General features: G+C 58.8%; 17 protein-coding genes. 4 read left to right on the top strand and 13 right to left on the bottom strand.

Annotation, left to right across the window (positions count from 1 at the left end):
- Nucleotides 1–15 precede the first annotated feature (15 nt).
- The gene (locus P4L78_RS21130) at nt 16–1,011 is read left to right on the top strand and encodes a class 1 fructose-bisphosphatase (RefSeq protein ID WP_283147567.1); all 996 of its coding nucleotides are present in this window, start codon (nt 16–18) and stop codon (nt 1,009–1,011) included.
- Between the two features lie 110 nt (nt 1,012–1,121).
- On the top strand, nt 1,122–2,195 hold the full coding sequence (gene fba, locus P4L78_RS21125; protein WP_309330504.1) for a class II fructose-bisphosphate aldolase: 1,074 nt from the start codon (nt 1,122–1,124) through the stop codon (nt 2,193–2,195).
- Between the two features lie 42 nt (nt 2,196–2,237).
- Here the strand turns inward: fba and P4L78_RS21120 are convergent, their stop codons facing one another.
- Nucleotides 2,238–2,870: an NAD-dependent epimerase/dehydratase family protein gene (locus P4L78_RS21120; protein ID WP_283147565.1), complete on the bottom strand. Its 633-nt coding sequence runs from the start codon at nt 2,868–2,870 to the stop codon at nt 2,238–2,240.
- Nucleotides 2,871–3,027: 157 nt separating this feature from the next.
- Here P4L78_RS21120 and P4L78_RS21115 point away from each other — a divergent pair, with 157 nt between their 5' ends.
- Both P4L78_RS21115 and P4L78_RS21110 read left to right on the top strand, forming a co-directional pair.
- Entirely contained in the window at nt 3,028–3,876 is an 849-nt protein-coding gene (locus tag P4L78_RS21115; protein WP_283147564.1) for a PA4780 family RIO1-like protein kinase, read from the top strand.
- Between the two features lie 11 nt (nt 3,877–3,887).
- Entirely contained in the window at nt 3,888–4,520 is a 633-nt protein-coding gene (locus tag P4L78_RS21110; RefSeq protein WP_283147563.1) for a bifunctional 2-polyprenyl-6-hydroxyphenol methylase/3-demethylubiquinol 3-O-methyltransferase UbiG, read from the top strand.
- Between the two features lie 162 nt (nt 4,521–4,682).
- On the opposite strand, the gene P4L78_RS21105 is transcribed toward P4L78_RS21110, so the two are convergent.
- The 12 genes from P4L78_RS21105 to mraY form a co-directional block, all read right to left on the bottom strand.
- Nucleotides 4,683–5,042, bottom strand: a complete 360-nt coding sequence (locus P4L78_RS21105; RefSeq protein ID WP_283147562.1) for a RidA family protein — start codon at nt 5,040–5,042, stop codon at nt 4,683–4,685.
- Nucleotides 5,043–5,228: 186 nt separating this feature from the next.
- Nucleotides 5,229–5,411 (bottom strand): hypothetical protein, encoded by a 183-nt coding sequence (locus tag P4L78_RS21100; RefSeq protein WP_283147561.1) that lies wholly within the window; start codon nt 5,409–5,411, stop codon nt 5,229–5,231.
- Between the two features lie 6 nt (nt 5,412–5,417).
- A complete protein-coding gene (gene lpxC, locus P4L78_RS21095) occupies nt 5,418–6,332 on the bottom strand; it encodes a UDP-3-O-acyl-N-acetylglucosamine deacetylase (protein ID WP_283147560.1) in 915 nt (304 codons plus the stop codon).
- A 374-nt stretch (nt 6,333–6,706) separates the two neighbouring features.
- Entirely contained in the window at nt 6,707–7,894 is a 1,188-nt protein-coding gene (ftsZ, locus tag P4L78_RS21090; protein WP_283147559.1) for a cell division protein FtsZ, read from the bottom strand.
- A 135-nt stretch (nt 7,895–8,029) separates the two neighbouring features.
- A complete protein-coding gene (gene ftsA / locus P4L78_RS21085) occupies nt 8,030–9,262 on the bottom strand; it encodes a cell division protein FtsA (RefSeq protein WP_283147558.1) in 1,233 nt (410 codons plus the stop codon).
- Nucleotides 9,263–9,347: 85 nt separating this feature from the next.
- Complete coding sequence (locus tag P4L78_RS21080) at nt 9,348–10,094, bottom strand: cell division protein FtsQ/DivIB (RefSeq protein ID WP_283147557.1); 747 nt, start codon at nt 10,092–10,094, stop codon at nt 9,348–9,350.
- 6 nt (nt 10,095–10,100) lie between these two features.
- A complete protein-coding gene (locus P4L78_RS21075; RefSeq protein WP_309330499.1) occupies nt 10,101–11,018 on the bottom strand; it encodes a D-alanine--D-alanine ligase in 918 nt (305 codons plus the stop codon).
- Between the two features lie 183 nt (nt 11,019–11,201).
- A complete protein-coding gene (murC, locus tag P4L78_RS21070; RefSeq protein WP_283147555.1) occupies nt 11,202–12,608 on the bottom strand; it encodes a UDP-N-acetylmuramate--L-alanine ligase in 1,407 nt (468 codons plus the stop codon).
- Nucleotides 12,605–13,678: an undecaprenyldiphospho-muramoylpentapeptide beta-N-acetylglucosaminyltransferase gene (murG, locus tag P4L78_RS21065; protein ID WP_309330497.1), complete on the bottom strand. Its 1,074-nt coding sequence runs from the start codon at nt 13,676–13,678 to the stop codon at nt 12,605–12,607. Before murG ends, murC begins: the two co-directional genes overlap by 4 nt.
- Nucleotides 13,671–14,861: a putative lipid II flippase FtsW gene (gene ftsW / locus P4L78_RS21060; protein ID WP_283147553.1), complete on the bottom strand. Its 1,191-nt coding sequence runs from the start codon at nt 14,859–14,861 to the stop codon at nt 13,671–13,673. The genes murG and ftsW overlap by 8 nt, the downstream gene beginning before the upstream one ends.
- A complete protein-coding gene (murD, locus tag P4L78_RS21055) occupies nt 14,858–16,282 on the bottom strand; it encodes a UDP-N-acetylmuramoyl-L-alanine--D-glutamate ligase (protein WP_309330495.1) in 1,425 nt (474 codons plus the stop codon). The genes ftsW and murD overlap by 4 nt, the downstream gene beginning before the upstream one ends.
- Before the next feature lie 15 nt (nt 16,283–16,297).
- Nucleotides 16,298–17,383 carry a phospho-N-acetylmuramoyl-pentapeptide-transferase gene (gene mraY / locus P4L78_RS21050; protein WP_283147551.1) on the bottom strand — a complete coding sequence of 362 codons (1,086 nt, stop codon included), beginning with the start codon at nt 17,381–17,383 and terminating at the stop codon, nt 16,298–16,300.
- Between the last annotated feature and the right edge of the window lie 3 nt (nt 17,384–17,386).

Genomic DNA, 17,386 nt, shown 5'->3' with positions numbered 1-17,386 from the left:
GCAAGGAAAGCACTTATGGGCATCAGTTTTTCAGAATTCAACACCAGCCAGTTTGCCGAGACGACCAATACCGATCTGGGCATTCTGCTCAGCCAGGTGGCAACTGCCTGCAAAGTCATCAGCGCGGCGGTGGCGCGTGGGCCGCTGTCCGACTCATTGGGCAACAGCGCCACAGACAATATCCAGGGCGAAATCCAGAAAAAGCTCGACATCATCTCCAACGAGTTGATGATCCGCTGGACCGAATGGGGTGGTCAGGTCGCGGCAATGGCGTCGGAAGAAATGCCCACCATTTACCGCATTCCCAACCAGTATCGCCAGGGCAAGTACCTGCTGGTGTTTGATCCACTGGATGGCTCATCCAATCTGGACGTGAACGTTTCGGTGGGCAGTATTTTTTCTATCCTGGCAGGCCCGGATTCAGATACGCCACCGGCGGAGTCGGATTTTCTGCAACCCGGTAGCGCGCAGGTTGCCGCCGGTTATGCCATTTACGGCCCGGCGACCATGCTGGTGTTAACCACCGGCCATGGGGTGAACGGCTTTACGCTGGATCAGGAAACCGGCGAGTTCATCCTGACTCATCCCGATCTGCGCATTCCGCCAGACACGCGCGAATTTGCCATCAACGCCTCTAACGCCCGGCTGTGGGAAGCGCCGGTCACGCGTTATATCGACGAATGTCTAGCTGGCACGAATGGCCCGCGCGGCGAGGCGTTCAACATGCGCTGGGTGGCCTCAATGGTGGCCGAAGTACATCGCATCCTCATCCGTGGCGGCGTGTTTTTGTATCCCAAAGACAGCCGGGAACCAGACCGCCCCGGCAAGTTGCGCCTGCTGTACGAGGCCAATCCGATGTCAATGATTGTTGAACAGGCTGGCGGTGCCAGTTCCAACGGGCGCGAACGCATTCTGGATATCCAGCCCGACGCCTTGCACCAGCGCGTAGCCGTCATGCTGGGCTCACGCAATGAGGTCGAACGACTGGTGGATTACCACCGGCAACCGTAAACGTTGGCGCTCTTTCAGTACGACCAGGATCGCCTGGCGTTCAACACCGCTATTTGAATCCCTGTCGGCAGCGCCGGTTGCTACCGCACTGACGATACCCGGAGAGCAATATGTCCCTTGTTTCACTGCGCCAGGTACTGGATCACGCCGCCGAAGAGCAGTACGGCGTGCCCGCGTTCAACGTTAATAATATGGAGCAGATGCGCGCGATCATGGAAGCGGCCGACCGCACCGACAGCCCAGTGATCGTGCAGGCTTCGGCCGGGGCGCGTGCTTACGCCGGAGCGCCGTTTTTGCGCCATTTGATGCTGGCAGCGCTGGAAGAATTTCCCCATCTACCGATTGTGATGCACCAGGATCACGGCACCAGCCCGGCTATTTGCCAGCGGGCGATCCAGCTGGGGTTTTCCTCGGTGATGATGGACGGTTCGTTGCATGAAGATGGCCGCACGCCAGGAGACTTTGATTACAACGTCGCCACCACTCGCACCGTGGTCGCGTTTGCGCATGCGTGCGGCGTTTCGGTAGAGGGTGAACTGGGCGTGCTGGGCAGCCTGGAAACCGGACTGGCAGGCGAAGAAGACGGCGTTGGCGCAGCCGGAAAACTGGATCACGCGCAAATGCTGACCGACCCGGAAGAAGCCGCCGCCTTTGTACGTGCCACTCAGGTCGATGCGTTAGCCATCGCCATCGGCACCAGTCACGGTGCCTACAAGTTCAACCAGCCGCCGACCGGCGAAACCCTGGCCATCGAACGTATCCGCCAGTTGCATGCCCGCCTGCCCAATACCCATCTGGTGATGCACGGCAGTTCTTCGGTACCGCAAGATTGGGTCAAGGTGATCAACCAGTTTGGCGGCGAAATCCCCGAAACCTACGGCGTGCCGGTGGATGAAATCGTCGAGGGCATTCGCTACGGGGTACGCAAAGTGAATATCGATACCGATTTGCGGCTGGCGGCAACCGGTGCCATTCGCCGCGCTTTCGGTCAAGCGCCATCCGAGTTCGACCCGCGCAAATATCTGCAACAATCGGTCGATGCCATGCGCACGATCTGCATCGCGCGCTACGAGGCCTTCGGCGCTGCGGGCCAGGCCAGCAAGATCAAAGCGCTGACGCTGGACAAGATGGCGCAGCGCTATACCAGCGGGCAGTTGCGCGCCATGGTGACGCCCGCCGGTTAATTCCGGGCGGGAGGCCATCTAGTCGCGACGAACGCAGACCGTTTACAGCAGGTCTTCCGATTCCAGTATTTCCAGCCCCGGCGTGGCAGCCAGCGCCCCTTCCAGCAAGGCGCGCGCCACTTTCTCGGCGGGCACGATACGAAATCGTCTGGGCATGATGCCGTTCAATGCGCCCAGCACCACCTGCCCAAAGCGCTCTCCAGGACGGATTTCGGTGCGATCGCCACCCAGCAACCCCGGCCGCACGATCAGTACCGACGGATAGTCACACTCCATCAGCGACTGTTCCAGTTCGCCCTTTACCTTGAGGTAAAACACCCGCGAACCTAACTTGGCACCCATGGCGGAGTTGAGCGCGTACATGCGCGCGCCATGCCGGCGGGCCAGCAAGGCAATGCGCAGCGGGTATTCCAGATCCACTTTGCGAAAAGCCTCTCGCGAACCAGCCACGCGCAAGGTGGTGCCCAAGGTGCAGATCACCGCATCGACCTGCCACCATGGCGCGTCTTTCGGTAACTGGTCAAAGTCGATTACCGGGTTTTCCAGTTTGGGATGCGGTGGCAAGGCACGGCGAGTGGGGGCCACAACGCGACTCACACGTTCGTCAGCCAAAGCCTGGCGCAAAACGGCGTGACCGACCAGGCCGGTCGCACCAGTCAATAACAGCGTACTCATATGCATTTCCCCAAGCAGCGTCGTTGCGCTTTACCCGCAGCATAATCGCCGCTGGGTCTCGAACCAACCTTCAGGAATAACAAGAACTCCCGGCGAGGCTACTTCAAACCGGTATAATGTGTTGAATTTCCTTGCATTTGGTCTACCTGCCCCGCCTATGAAAACACCTCCAAGATTGCTGCCGCTGGTTGAAGATGGCTTGATCGATGAAGTCGTCCGCCAGTTGATGAGCGGCAAGGAAGCCACGGTCTACGTGGTGCGCTGTGGTGAAGAAATCCGCTGTGCCAAGGTCTACAAAGAGGCCAACCAACGCAGTTTCCGACAGAACGCCGCCTACCAGGAAGGCCGCAAGGTCAAGAACAGCCGCCAGGCCCGCGCCATGGAAAAAGGCTCGCGCTATGGCCGCAAAATGCAGGAAGAAGTCTGGCAAAACGCTGAAGTGGATGCTCTGTACAAGCTGGCCGCAGCCGGTGTCCGCGTGCCGCGCCCATATCTATGCTTTGAGGGCGTGTTGCTGATGGACCTGATCACCGACGCTGAGGGCAATGCCGCACCGCGCCTGAACGATGTGGAAATGTCGCCGGAACTGGCGGTGCAATATCACGGCCAGTTGATCAAGCAAGTGGTGTTGATGCTGTGCGCCGGGATGATCCACGGCGATTTATCCGAGTACAACATTCTGGTCGATGCCGATGGTCCGGTGATCATCGACCTGCCGCAAGCTGTGGACGCTGCGGGCAACAACAACGCCAGCCAGATGCTGGAACGCGACGTGGACAATCTGGCGACCTACTTCGGCCAGTTTGCACCTGAACTGCTTACCAGCCAGTACGGCAAAGAAATCTGGTCGATCTTTGAAGCCGGCACGTTGCATCCAGACGTGCCACTCACTGGCCATTTTGCCATCAGCCACAAACCGGCGGATGTGAAGAGCGTGCTGGAAGAAGTGGAAGCCGTACGCCTGGACGAAGAAAACCGCCGCCGCTATCAGCAAGAAGCTGGCTGAGGCTAAACATCATGGCTCTGGACCCGAATGATCTGGCGCAAATTGCCGCGCTCAATATCCATCATTACAACGGCGTGGCTGAGGATTTTCGAGCAGGCACGGCAGACCACGATGTCAGCCAGAATATCGCCGCCTTGCTGCAGCACATCACAACTGCCGCCCCGTTCACCATTCTGGATTTTGGCTGCGGGCCGGGTCGTGATCTGAAAACATTCACCGCGCTGGGCCACACGGCCATTGGCCTGGAAGGTGCCGGTGAGTTTGTCGAGATGGCGCGGAAGGATTCGGGTTGCGAGGTCTGGCAGCAGGATTTTCTGGCGCTGGATTTACCGGATGCGCACTTTGATGGCGTGTTTGCCAACGCGGTGTTGTTCCACGTGCCCAGCCAGGCGCTGCCGCAGGTTCTCAAACAGTTACACGCGACTCTCAAGTCCGGCGGCGTATTGTTCAGCTCCAATCCACGCGGCAACAATGAAGAGGGCTGGAATCGTGGCCGCTACGGCGCGTATCACGATCTGCAACACTGGCGCGATTACATGACCGCAGCCGGATTTGTGGAGCTGGACCACTATTACCGCCCTGCCGGACTGCCGCGTGAACAGCAGCCGTGGCTGGCGAGCGTTTGGCGCAAACCTTCACACTGACGCGAGACCCGGTAGCCCGGATGAAGCCCGCAGGGCGGGAATCTGGGGTGCGGTGTCGGCAAATTCCCACGTAGAGGCCCAAGGATGTATTGCGTCCCCGGATTCCCGCTACGCTCCATCCGGGCTACGGGTTTAGTCGATTAGCCCGAATTCCAGCTATCTTTATGCGATTTTCGTCGCCGCAGTAAATGCAATCTCTACCAGATCATTCGGTGACGCCAAATCAGCGCGTACGCAAGCACGGGACGGTGCACTACCCTCTGGCAGCCAGGCTTGCCAGATCTCGTTAAACGCAGCGCGGTTGGCCAGATCAGGTAGATAAATCATCGCCATCAGCAAGCGGCTTTTATCCGATCCCACTTTCTCCAGCGTGCGTTCAGCCTGCGCCAGCAAGGCGTGGGTTTGCTCGACAAAAGTCGTGCCGCTTTCCGGGACTTCAACAAAGAAGGAAATGCCGTTGAAGCTGGTCGCATCAGACCATTGCGGGGTTGGGTTCAGGCGCTGGATATCGGAATTGGACATAGTGCGGGTTCCTGCTGGCAGATGATGAGGAAATGATCAGCCAGCATCATCGCCGCAGTGGGCTTCGCTGTCACCTGTTTGCAGTATTGGCCAGTCAGTGGACTCGGCGAAGCCAATCCACCAATGCGGCGGTGGATTATCGCGCTTCAGAAAAGGTCGCCCGGATTCCACCCAACGCCACGCCGGTTACATCATCATCCGCTGCAACGCCAACCCGCTAAAAAACACCAACAGCAGCGCCAACACGCCGTACAGCACCCAACTGATCATGCGCAGCCAGAAGCGGTCACGCGTGCGCAGATATTTGAACGCGCCAAAACCAGCCAACAGCACGGCCAGCACAAACAGAATGCGCAAGATGCCAAACATGGATGATCAGATAGACAGCGGTGGCAGCGCGTGGAAGGACGAAGGCACTTGGGTATCGTTCTCGAAGGTCACCAGTTCATAGCTGGTCGGGTCCGCCAGCAAGGCACGCAGCAGCTTGTTGTTCATCGCGTGGCCGGATTTGTAGCCAGAGAACGCCGCAATCAGTGGGTGACCAATCACGTACAGATCACCAATCGCATCCAGCAGTTTGTGGCGCACGAACTCGTCATCAAAGCGCAAACCGCCATCGTTGAGCACGCGGTATTCGTCGATGACCACCGCGTTGTCCATGCTGCCGCCACGGGCCAGGCCATTCATGCGCATGTATTCAACTTCGTGGATAAAACCAAAGGTGCGGGCGCGGGCGATTTCGCTGATGTAATTGGTATTGGCAAAGTCGATGGAGATCGACTGTTGCGACTTCTTGAACGCCGGGTGCTTGAAATCAATGGTGAGCGTGGTTTTGTAGCCTTCGTACGGCTCCAGCTTTACCCATTTGTCGCCCTCGGCCACTTGCACCGGCTTGAGCACGCGCACAAAGCGCTTGGGTGCGTTTTGCAGCACCACACCGGCGGACTGCAGCAAGTAAATGAATGGCGCGGAGGAGCCATCCATGATCGGCATTTCCGGAGCGTCAACTTCCACCAGCACGTTATCAATGCCGAAACCGGCAAAGGCCGACATCAGATGTTCGATGGTGCCTACGCGCACGCCGTCTTTGACCAGCGTGGAGGAGAGTCGCGTGTCGTTGACGAGATCCGGCCCCACCTTGAATACGTCCGAATCGGGCATATCCGAACGCTTGAAGACGATCCCGTGTTCCACCGGTGCCGGTTTCATGACGAGCGTTACCCGCTCGCCTGAGTGCAAGCCGACGCCGACGGCACGAACCGTCGATTTCAAGGTGCGTTGCTGAAACATGTATCGATTACTCCGCCTGGCTATTCAATCTACTGAGACATTTTAGCAGCCCCGGGTCATGGGCTGGATTGATCGTCACAATAAAAGGGATAGCCGGAATCAATCTACTTACTGCGTCCGTATGCGCTACAGTCAGCCGCCTTGTGGGCAAAAGACGGTCGTGCGCACCCATCCAGTTGAAATGAATCACCAGAGACAGGGGCGCGGTGCGGCACACCGTTGGGCGTGCCGCACGCTACGCGATCGGGTCAGAGGCGCAGTTGGCGTTGTGTAGAGTCGCTACAAAATGCTGTAGGCGAGGCGCGCGCCGTGCAGACAGTACAACTTGGTACGGCAAGCAAGCGCAACACTGCATACAGCTTTTTTTGCGACTCTTAATCGGCCTGGCGGCGCAAGAACGCCGGAATATCCATGTCGATATTGTTCAACGCCGGACGTGCCGCAGGTGCCGCCGCAGCTTCACCGGCACCACCGCCACGACGGGTACGCCAGATTGCCGGAGTGTCGTAATCTTCTGCGTTAAAGCCCATGTTGTCAGTACCGGTACGGGCTTGCTGGCCCTGACCTTGTACGACCGACAGTTGCGGCTTGCTGGTTTCCTTGGCACCCAGACCGGTAGCGATCAGGGTGATGCGGATCTGGTCACCTAGCGATTCGTCATACACCACGCCGTGCTTGACCTGAGCATCTTCGGCCACGTGGGCGTTGATGATTTCCAGCGACTGGCGAATTTCGCCCTTCTTGAGCGTGGTACGGCTGGCACTGAAGTTCACCAGCACGCCGCGAGCACCCTTGAAGCTGATGTTGTCCAGCAGCGGGCAACGGATGGCTTCTTCGGTTGCTACTACAGCACGGTCTGCACCCACAGCCACGGCCGAACCCATCATGGCCATGCCCATTTCGCGCATGACGGTCTTCACGTCGGCAAAGTCGACGTTGATCAGGCCCGGGTAGTTGATGATCTCAACGATGGAACCCACAGCGCTGCGCAGGACGTCGTCTGCAGCACGGAAGGCTTCGTCGATGGTGACATCTTCACCCAGCACTTCTTCCAGCTTCTGGTTGGACACCACGATCAGCGAATCAACATACTTCGCCAGTTCGTCGATACCCACTTGTGCCACTTTCTGGCGACCGCCTTCGTCGATGCCTGGCTTGGTCACCACGCCAACAGTGAGAATGCCCTTCTCACGTGCCACTTGCGCGATGACCGGCGCGGCGCCAGTACCTGTGCCGCCACCCATGCCTGCGGTGATGAACAACAAGTCCGAACCTTCGATCAGTTCGGCAATGTGGTCACGGTCTTCTTCTGCTGCCTGACGACCGATTTCCGGGTTGCAACCTGCACCGAAACCACGAGTGAGGTCAGCGCCCAGCTGAACCACGTTATCGGCGCGCGACAGTTTCAGAACCTGTGCGTCCGTATTGGCGGCGATGAACTGCACGCCTTGCATCATGTTGTCGATCATGTTGTTGATCGCGTTGCAACCCGCGCCACCAACACCAATCACCTTGATGTTCACAAGGTGCGCTACTTCCTGAACTTCAAAAGTAAGTGCCATGTGTTTCTCCTCTGACCCTAAAACTACTGCTGACCCGAAAAATAAAAAACGCCCGTTTTCAAAACCGACTACGACTGAATTCTTGCTTTTGTTACTGCCTGAACCGGTACTGCTGAAACTGATAAAACCAAACCGTTAGAAGTTGTTCTGGAACCACGATTTCATGCGGCCCAGCATGTCGCCGAACGAGCCATCCTTGGCCCGGCCAACGGGATTGCGCATGTATTGCTCTTTGGCGATCAACAACAAACCCACAGCGGTGGAGAAGCGCGGGTTCTTCACTACTTCGGCCAGCCCGCCGACGTACTTCGGATGCCCCAGACGCACTGGCATGTGGAAGATTTCCTCACCCAGTTCCACCATGCCGGGCATCAACGATGCCCCGCCGGTAATCACGATGCCGCTGGATAACCGGTCTTCAAAGCCGGCCCGACGCAGTTCTGTCTGCACCAGGCTGTACAACTCTTCCACTCGCGGCTCGACCACTTCGGCCAGGGTGTGACGGCTCATCTGGCGCAAACCGCGCTCGCCCACGCCCGGCACTTCGATCATTTGCTGCGGATCAGTCATGTGACGCAGCGCCACGCCGTATTGCAGCTTGATGGTTTCGGCTTCACCGGTTGGCGTACGCAGCGCCATGGCGATGTCGTTGGTGATCTGGTCACCGGCAATCGGAATCACTGCGGTATGGCGAATCGCACCGTTGATGAACACTGAGATATCCGTAGTGCCGCCGCCGATATCGACCAGGCACACGCCCAGATCTTTCTCGTCTTCCGTCAACACGGCGTAGGCCGAGGCCAGTGGCTGCAACACCACTTCGGCGATCTCCAGCCCGCAACGACGCACACACTTGGTGATGTTCTGCACGGCAGAGACCGCGCCGGTGACGATATGCACGCGCACTTCCAGGCGTACGCCACTCATGCCCAGCGGTTCTTTGACGTCTTCCTGGCCGTCGATGATGTATTCCTGCGCCAGGATATGCAGCACCTGGTGATCGGTCGGGATATTCACCGCACTGGCGGTTTCGATCACGCGGTCCATATCGGCCTGCGTGACTTCCTTATCCTTAATCGCCACCATGCCGTGCGAGTTGAGGCCCTTGATGTGGCTACCGGCGATACCGGTGAACACTTCACGGATTTTGCAATCCGCCATCAATTCCGCTTCGCCCAAAGCCGACTGAATGGCGTTCACCGTTTTTTCGATGTCCACCACTACGCCGCGCTTCAGGCCCCGGGACGCAGCCGAGCCCAGACCGACGACATTCAACGAGCCGTCTTCCTGCACTTCGGCCACCACCGCCACCACCTTGCTGGTGCCGATATCGAGCCCCACGATGAGGTTTTTGGTATCCCTGGTCACTGACAACCTCTTTATCTTTCCTGATGAATCACTTGAAAAATTGTCCGGCGATCCGCGCTAAACGCTGATCAAAGCCGGGCCTGTATCACGCTGGCGCTTTGGCGCCCTTGGCCGGAACTGCGGGTTTGAAGCCCGGCAATCTCACGGCAAAACCATTCGGGTAACGCAAATCCACATACGAAAACTGCTGGGCATCGCCAGAGAGCTTGGCCAGTGAGCCGCCATAGGCCGTGGCAAAGCGTTTGACCCGGTCCAGCACCTCGTTACGACCTGCTTCCACAATCACTTGTCGATCCAGCTCAAAGCGCCATGCCCGGCGTTCAGACAACCAGATATGCGTGGGTTGCTTGCCCATTGGGCCCAACGCAGTCTTCAAATCACTCAAACCATCCACCATCAGCTTTTCTGTGCCATCCGGGCCTTCCAGGATCGGCAGCTGATCGTTCGAGGCGGCGTCAAAGCGCTCGCCATAGTTGTTCAACAACGCAATCGAACCCCAACGCGCGATGGCGTGATGTTCTTCAATCGTGACTTCCAGCCGGTCTGGCCAACGCCGCCGCACGCTCACCTGGCGCACCCACGGCAACTTTTCAAAGGCTTGCCGGGTCTTGTCCAGATCCAGCGTAAAGAACGTGCCCTTCAGATCGTTCTTGATCACGTACTGCAACTGCTCGCGTGTGACGTGCGCCAGATCGCCATCCACCGCGATCCGCTTGACCGGAAACAGCGGCGAATGCACCGCCAGAAACAGCACGGAATAAAACAGCAGCAGCACGGCCATGGCCGTGAGCAGATTGGCAAACCACATCAGAAGTTGGGGCTTGTCCCACATGCCGTGTTATTCCTGCCCGTCCAGCGTGGTGTCCAGAATCCGCAGCACCAGATCCTCGTAGCTCATGCCCGCCTGGCGCGCCGCCATCGGAAACAGGCTGTGACTGGTCATACCTGGTGCGGTGTTTACTTCCAGCAAGTAATGCTGGCCTGCTTCATCCATCAAAAAGTCCACGCGGCCCCAACTGCTGCCGCCAATGGCCCAGAATGCTTTCAGCACATCTGCGGCGATCTGCGCTTCTTTCTCTGCCGACAAACCACATGGACAGTGATAAACCGTGTCGTCGCGGAAATACTTGGCTTCGTAGTCGTAGAACTCGGTGGCCGGTTCAATCTTCACGGCGGGCAGTGCTTCATTGCCCAGCACGGCAGTGGTGTACTCGCCGCCGCCCACAAACGTTTCGGCCAGCACCAGCTTGTCGAACTTGGCTGCCTCTTCATAAGCCGCCTTGAGGCCACCCGCCGTTTTCACCTTCACCACACCCACGCTGGAGCCTTCGGTGGCCGGTTTTACAAACAGCGGCAGACCGAGTTTTTGCTCAATGGCGGCAAAGTCGGAGTTGGCATCGACCAACTCGAACGCCGGAATCGGCAAACCCAGCGCTTGCCAGATCAGCTTGGTACGCAGCTTGTCCATGCCGATGGCCGAAGCCAGTACGCCGCAGCCGGTGTAAGGCACGCCCAATACCTCCAACGCGCCCTGGACCGTGCCGTCTTCACCGTATGGACCGTGCAAAATAGCGAACACACGATCAAAACCTTCGTCCTTGATCGACAGCAGCGGTTTTTCGGCCGGATCAAACTTGTGCGCATCCACACCTCGGCTTTGCAAAGCCGCCAGCACGCCGGTGCCACTCATCAACGAGACTTCACGCTCGCTGGAGGTGCCACCCATCAAAACCGCCACTTTTCCGTATTGCTTCATTGCTGATGCTTCCAGTTAAAAATTTCCCATGCCGCCCTCGAACGCAGTGAGGCTCCCTCGCGGCGGCGAGGGCGGGGGGAGTCGGGACCAATCAGAGCGAGCGGTTGCTGGCACACCTTCCAACGCAAGCGCTCGGCTTGGCCGGGCGCCGCAAGCAACTCTGTACTCACCCAAAGATTCATCTCATGCCCCCGCGAGCTTGGCCGGGATACCGCCAATCGACCCGGCGCCCATGGTGATAACCACGTCGCCGTCTTGCACTGCGGCGAATACTGCCTCAGGCATATCTGCAATTTGTTCCACAAACACCGGCTCGACCTTGCCCGCAACACGGATGGCACGAGCCAGACTGCGGCTGTCCGCGGCGACAATTGGTGCCTCCCCAGCGGCGTACACGTCGGCCAGCAACAAGCCATCGACGGTGGACAGCACTTTGACAAAGTCTTCAAAACAGTCGCGGGTGCGCGTGTAGCGATGTGGCTGGAACGCCAGCACCAGGCGACGGCCCGGGAAAGCACCGCGCGCTGCGGCCAGAGTCGCCGCCATTTCTACCGGGTGATGACCGTAGTCATCCACTAGCGTGAAACTGCCACGCCCGCTGCCATCTGCAGCGGGTTTCAAGGCCACTTCGCCGTATTGCTGGAAGCGCCGACCGACACCGGTGAATTCGGCCAGAGCGCGCTGAATTGCGCCTTCGCTGGCGCCCACTTCCAGACCGATTCCAATCGCCGCCAAAGCGTTGAGCACGTTATGCTTGCCGGGCATGTTCAGCACGATTGGGATGCGGCGGGTTTCGCCGTTTTCCCACACCGCGTCAAACTTCATCTGGCCGCCTGCAGCTTCGACGTTCTCGGCGCGCAGGGTGGCGTCCTCACTGAAGCCGTAGGTGGTAACCGGGCTGGTCACTTCCGGCAGGATGGAGCGCACATGCGGATCATCCACACACAGCACGGCGCGACCGTAAAACGGCAGGTGGCGCAGGAAATCAACAAACGCACCTTTGAGTTTGTTGAAGTCATGGCCATAGGTATCCATGTGGTCCTGATCGATGTTGGTCACGACCGAGATCACTGGATTGAGATACAGGAACGAGGCGTCTGATTCGTCTGCCTCGGCCACCAGAAAATCGCCGTGGCCCAGGCGCGCGTTGGTGCCAGCCGCATGCAGCTTTCCACCAATCACAAAGGTTGGGTCTAAATCAGCCGCTTGCAGCACGCACGCGGTCAAGCTGGTGGTGGTGGTCTTGCCATGCGTGCCGGCAATGGCGATGCCTTGCTTGAGCCGCATCAGTTCGGCCAGCATCATGGCGCGCGGGATAACCGGGGTTTTGGCTTCGCGTGCCGCCAGCACTTCCGGGTTATCGGCAGTCACGGCGGTCGAAGTCACCACCACGTCCACACCACGGGCGTAATCGGCCGAATGGCCCTGATACACCTTGGCGCCTGCGGCGATCAGGCGTTGCGTGGTGGCATTGCTGCCCAAGTCAGAACCGCTGACTTCAAAGCCCAGGTTGACCAATACTTCGGCGATGCCGCTCATGCCAACGCCGCCAATCCCGACAAAGTGAATGCTTTTAACTTTATGTTTCATGCTGATAATTCCTCCAGCACCCGCACCACGTCTTGTGTGGCTTCGGGGCGGGCGAGTTGCCGGGCTGATTGGGCCATCGTCAGGCAAGCCGCTCGATTGGTTTGTTGCAGCAGCGCGGCAAAACGCGCTGCGTTGAATTCGGTTTGTTGCAGCAACACGCCAGCACCCGCGTCGCTCAGATATCTAGCGTTGCCAGTCTGGTGGTCATCCACCGCGTGCGGATACGGCACCAGCACGCTGGCCGCGCCAACGCAGGCCAGCTCAGACACCGTGAGTGCGCCGGAGCGGCACAGCACCAGATCGGCGTCGGCGTAAGCCGCAGCCATATCGGCGATAAACGCCACGCATTCAGCCTCAACACCAGCCTGGGCGTAGTTGGTCCGCAGGGCGTCGATATTCTTTTCACCGGCTTGGTGAATCACCACCGGGCGTTGTTCTTGTGGCAATTGCGCGAGTGCCTTGGGCACTTCGTCATTGAAGGCCTTGGCACCGAGGCTGCCGCCGACCACCAGCAAGCGCAGCGGACCGGTACGACCGGCAAAACGTTCAGCCGGGACTGGCACATTCAGGATCGCACCGCGTACCGGGTTCCCGATGCACGCGCGTTTCTTGCCAGACGCAAACGCGCCAGGGAAGGCAAACAACACGCGATTGGCGATATGCGACAGCGCCTTGTTGGTCAAACCAGCCACGGAGTTCTGTTCGTGAATCACCAGCGGCAACCACAACAAACGTGTAGCCACGCCGCCGGGAAAGCCGGTAAAGCCGCCAAAGCCAATGGCCACATCCGGGCGATACCGGAAAATCACGTTTACTGCACCGGCCAGCGCGCGCAGTTGCACCCACGGCTGCGCCAGCTTTTTCAGCAAGCCTTTGCCGCGCACGCCGGTAATGGGCAAGGTTTCCAGCGGGATGTCATGCTGCGGCACGATGCGCGTTTCCATCGCCCCTTTCGCACCCAGCCAGACCACACTCCAACCCTTCTGCCGCACGGCGTCGGCCACGGCCAGCGCCGGGAAAATATGCCCGCCGGTGCCGCCTGCCATCACCAGCAAAGTGCGCTTACTCATGGCGCACCCCGCGAATCATCTGGCGGTTTTCATAGTCGATGCGCATCAGCACACCCAAGGCCAGCAGATTGGCCACGATGCCGGAGCCACCAAAGCTCAACAGCGGCAAGGTCAGGCCCTTGGTTGGCATCAGGCCCATGTTCACGCCGATATTGATTACCGACTGCACGCCAAACCAGATGCCAATGCCTTGCGAAACCAGCGCTTGATAGGCGCGATCAAGCTTGGCGGCTTGTACGCCAATCAGGAAAGAGCGCAGCACGATAAAGGCGAACAACATGACCACGAAAGCCACACCGAGAAAGCCCAGTTCTTCAGCGATGATCGCCATCAAGAAGTCGGTGTGCGCTTCAGGCAGGTAAGAGAGTTTCTCCACGCTGGCGCCCAGGCCCACGCCGGTCCATTCGCCACGACCAAAGGCGATCAGCGAGTGGCTCAACTGGTAGCCCTTGCCGAACGGGTCTTTCCATGGATCAAGAAAGCCCAGCACACGCTGCATCCGGTAAGGCGAGCTAACCACCAGCCCGACAAAGCCCACCGCCAGTGCGACGATCAAACCGGCAAACAACCGCCAGTTAAAGCCGCCCAGGAACAACAAGCCCATGGCGATGGCGGTAATCACGGCGAAGGCGCCGAAGTCCGGCTCCAGCAACAGCAAGCCGCCGACCACCAGCATCACCACCATCATCGGTAGCAGGCCCTTGGTGATACTTTCGATCAGGTCGCCGCGCATGAAGGCTGCTTTGCGTACGGTGTAATCAGCGGCATACAACGGCACCACAAACTTCATGATCTCGGATGGCTGCAAGTTGATAACCACCAGCGACAACCAGCGGCGGCTACCGTTTACTTCGCGGCCAATGCCGGGCACCAGCACCACGGCCAGCATCAGCACACCAACGATAAATAGCGCCGGGGCATATTGCTGCCACGTCTTGGTAGAGATATTGAACGCCACAAAGCCTGCGATCAGCCCGACCACCAGGAAAATCGAGTGCCGAATCAGGTAATAATTGGCGCGGAACCCGATGTCTTTATCGACCTCGGCTTGTGCAATTGACGCCGAATACACCATCACCAGACCAAACGCGAGCAGGACGAGGATCGCCCACAGCAGTGCCTGGTCATAGGCAGCCATGGTTGGGCGAACGCGTTTGAGTGCCTGATAGAAGATGTTCTTCACGCCGAACCTCCGGCGAGCGCTTTCACCGCGGCGATGAACACTTCGGCGCGGTGATGATAATTGCGGAACATGTCCAGGCTGGCGCAGGCGGGCGACAGCAATACGGCGTCGCCGGGTTGCGCCATATTGGCAGCAATGGAGACAGCCATTTCCAATGTCGGCACTTGCAATACCGGCAGGAACGATTCGTCATCGTCATCCTCGTCATCGCCCACGGCAATGAATGGTGACGACGCATCGTTAAGCGCTTCGGCAATCTTCGGGCCATCGCGACCAATCAAAATAACGGCGCGGCAGATACGCTCGCACGCTTCAACCAGCGGTTCAAAATCCTGGCCCTTGCCATCGCCGCCGGCGATCAGCACGACCGGTTGGGTCATGCCTTTAAGAGCGGCTTCCGTGGCGCCCACATTGGTGCCTTTGGAGTCGTCGTAGTACTTAACGCCGTCAATCTCGGCCACAAACTCAACGCGGTGCGGCAAACCTTTGAAGACCTTGAGTGCGGTAATCAGCGGGGCATTCGGCAAGCCAATGGCGCGGCACAATGCCATCGCAGCCAAAGCGTTCACGGCGTTGTGCAAACCAGCCAGCGGCAATTCGCTGGCCTTGAGCAGTTCAGTATCACCGGCGCGCAGGATGAAATCTTCGCCTTGCTCGACCAGACCATATTCGGTGGCAGAACGCGGCAGGTCGGCACCAAACCAGATCACTTCGCGGCCCGGCAAGGCCATGTCCTGGCACCAGTCGTCTTCACGATTGAGCACCATCACGCCGTTGCCGTTGAACACGCGCGCCTTGGTGGCGGCGTAATGCGCCATGCCGGTGTAGCGATCGAGGTGATCCTCGGTCACGTTCAGTACGGTGGCCGCATCGGCTTGCAGCGAATAGGTGGTTTCGATCTGGAAGCTGGAAAGTTCCAGCACAAACACATCGGGCAAAGCGCCTTTGGCTTGCCATTGCGCCAGGGCTTCGAGCACCGGCAAGCCAATATTGCCCGCCACCACCGTTTGCAAACCGGCGGCTTCACACATCTGGCCAACCATGGTGGTGACCGTGGATTTGCCGTTGGAACCAGTAATGGCGATGACTTTGGTCGCCGTGCCAGCAATCACTTGCGCCAGCAGTTCAATGTCGCCCATCGCCGGAACACCACGCGCCACGGCAGCAGCCACGGCGGGAGTCACCAGCGCTACGCCAGGGCTCATGATCAATGCATCGGCATCAGCAAAAGTGGCATCGGAGAAAGCGCCCAGACGTAAACCAGCATCCGGCAGCGCCGCTTTGAGCGCATCCAGGTTGCGTGGCGTATTGCTGGTATCTGCCACCGACACTCGCGCACCTTGCCCTGCCAGCCATTTGGCAGCAGCCAGACCCGAATCTCCCAGGCCCACAACGATGCAGTGTTTTCCTTGCCAAGCCATTTTGTTGCCGATTCCTTAACGCAGTTTCAGTGTGGCCAGACCGGCCATCACCAGCAGCATGGTGATAATCCAGAAACGCACCACAACCTGCGTCTCTTTCCAGCCTTTCAATTCGTAGTGGTGATGCAGCGGCGCCATTCTGAAAACCCGCTTGCCGGTGAGCTTGAAGCTGGCGACCTGGATCATCACCGACAGGGCTTCCACCACAAACACGCCGCCCATGATCAGCAACACGATTTCCTGGCGCACGATCACGGCCACAGTGCCCAGACCCGCGCCGAGTGCCAGTGCGCCAACGTCGCCCATGAACACTTCCGCCGGGTAGGCGTTAAACCATAAAAATCCGAGCCCGGCACCGGCCATTGCGGCGCAGAAGATCACCAGTTCACCGGCGCCCGGCACATGCGGAATGCCCAGGTATTTGGAGAACACGGCATTACCGGCCACGTAGGCAAAAATGCAGAACGCACCGGAGACCAGCACCGTTGGCATGATCGCCAGACCGTCGAGGCCATCGGTGAGGTTGACGGCGTTGGAAGTGCCAACGATCACGAAATAGGTCAGCACGCAAAAGCCGATCGCGCCGAACGGGTACAGGATTTCTTTGTAAAACGGGATGATGAACCCGGTATGCGACGGCAGCTGGCCCGCGTTGACCAGGAACACGCCCGCGCCAATGGCGATGGCCGACTGGCCGAGCATCTTGGCTTTGGCGCTCAAACCCTTAGGGTTTTTGAGCGCGACCTTTTTGTAATCGTCGATAAAACCGATGACGCCGGTAGCCAGCGTCACAATCAGTACCAGCCACACGTATTTGTTGTTCAGCTCGCCCCACAGCAGGGTGGTTATGCCAATCGACAGCAGAATAAGCGTGCCGCCCATGGTCGGGGTACCGGCTTTGACCAGGTGAGTCTGCGGGCCATCGCTGCGTACGGATTGGCCGACTTTCATTTCGGTCAGTTTGCGGATCACCAGCGGGCCCAGCGCCCACGAAATTCCCAAGGCCGTAATCATGGCCAGCACCGCACGCAACGAGATGTAGTTGAACACGTTGAAAGCGCGGATCGATTCGGCCAGCCATTGAGTCAGTAGCAGCAACATGGC

Origin of the sequence: Silvimonas sp., from assembly GCF_031291215.1 — a bacterium.
Taxonomy (GTDB): domain Bacteria; phylum Pseudomonadota; class Gammaproteobacteria; order Burkholderiales; family Chitinibacteraceae; genus Silvimonas; species Silvimonas soli.
The sequence above is the reverse complement of the archived record's forward strand: the minus strand, read 5'-3'. Positions and strand labels throughout refer to the sequence as shown.

Coding starts and splice junctions, on each gene's coding strand:
- P4L78_RS21130 (WP_283147567.1), top strand. CDS start 16: ATGGGCATCAGTTTTTCAGAATTCAACACCAGCCAGTTTGCCGAGACG.
- fba (WP_309330504.1), top strand. CDS start 1,122: ATGTCCCTTGTTTCACTGCGCCAGGTACTGGATCACGCCGCCGAAGAG.
- P4L78_RS21120 (WP_283147565.1), bottom strand. CDS start 2,870: ATGAGTACGCTGTTATTGACTGGTGCGACCGGCCTGGTCGGTCACGCC.
- P4L78_RS21115 (WP_283147564.1), top strand. CDS start 3,028: ATGAAAACACCTCCAAGATTGCTGCCGCTGGTTGAAGATGGCTTGATC.
- P4L78_RS21110 (WP_283147563.1), top strand. CDS start 3,888: ATGGCTCTGGACCCGAATGATCTGGCGCAAATTGCCGCGCTCAATATC.
- P4L78_RS21105 (WP_283147562.1), bottom strand. CDS start 5,042: ATGTCCAATTCCGATATCCAGCGCCTGAACCCAACCCCGCAATGGTCT.
- P4L78_RS21100 (WP_283147561.1), bottom strand. CDS start 5,411: ATGTTTGGCATCTTGCGCATTCTGTTTGTGCTGGCCGTGCTGTTGGCT.
- lpxC (WP_283147560.1), bottom strand. CDS start 6,332: ATGTTTCAGCAACGCACCTTGAAATCGACGGTTCGTGCCGTCGGCGTC.
- ftsZ (WP_283147559.1), bottom strand. CDS start 7,894: ATGGCACTTACTTTTGAAGTTCAGGAAGTAGCGCACCTTGTGAACATC.
- P4L78_RS21080 (WP_283147557.1), bottom strand. CDS start 10,094: ATGTGGGACAAGCCCCAACTTCTGATGTGGTTTGCCAATCTGCTCACG.
- P4L78_RS21075 (WP_309330499.1), bottom strand. CDS start 11,018: ATGAAGCAATACGGAAAAGTGGCGGTTTTGATGGGTGGCACCTCCAGC.
- murC (WP_283147555.1), bottom strand. CDS start 12,608: ATGAAACATAAAGTTAAAAGCATTCACTTTGTCGGGATTGGCGGCGTT.
- murG (WP_309330497.1), bottom strand. CDS start 13,678: ATGAGTAAGCGCACTTTGCTGGTGATGGCAGGCGGCACCGGCGGGCAT.
- murD (WP_309330495.1), bottom strand. CDS start 16,282: ATGGCTTGGCAAGGAAAACACTGCATCGTTGTGGGCCTGGGAGATTCG.
- mraY (WP_283147551.1), bottom strand. CDS start 17,383: ATGTTGCTGCTACTGACTCAATGGCTGGCCGAATCGATCCGCGCTTTC.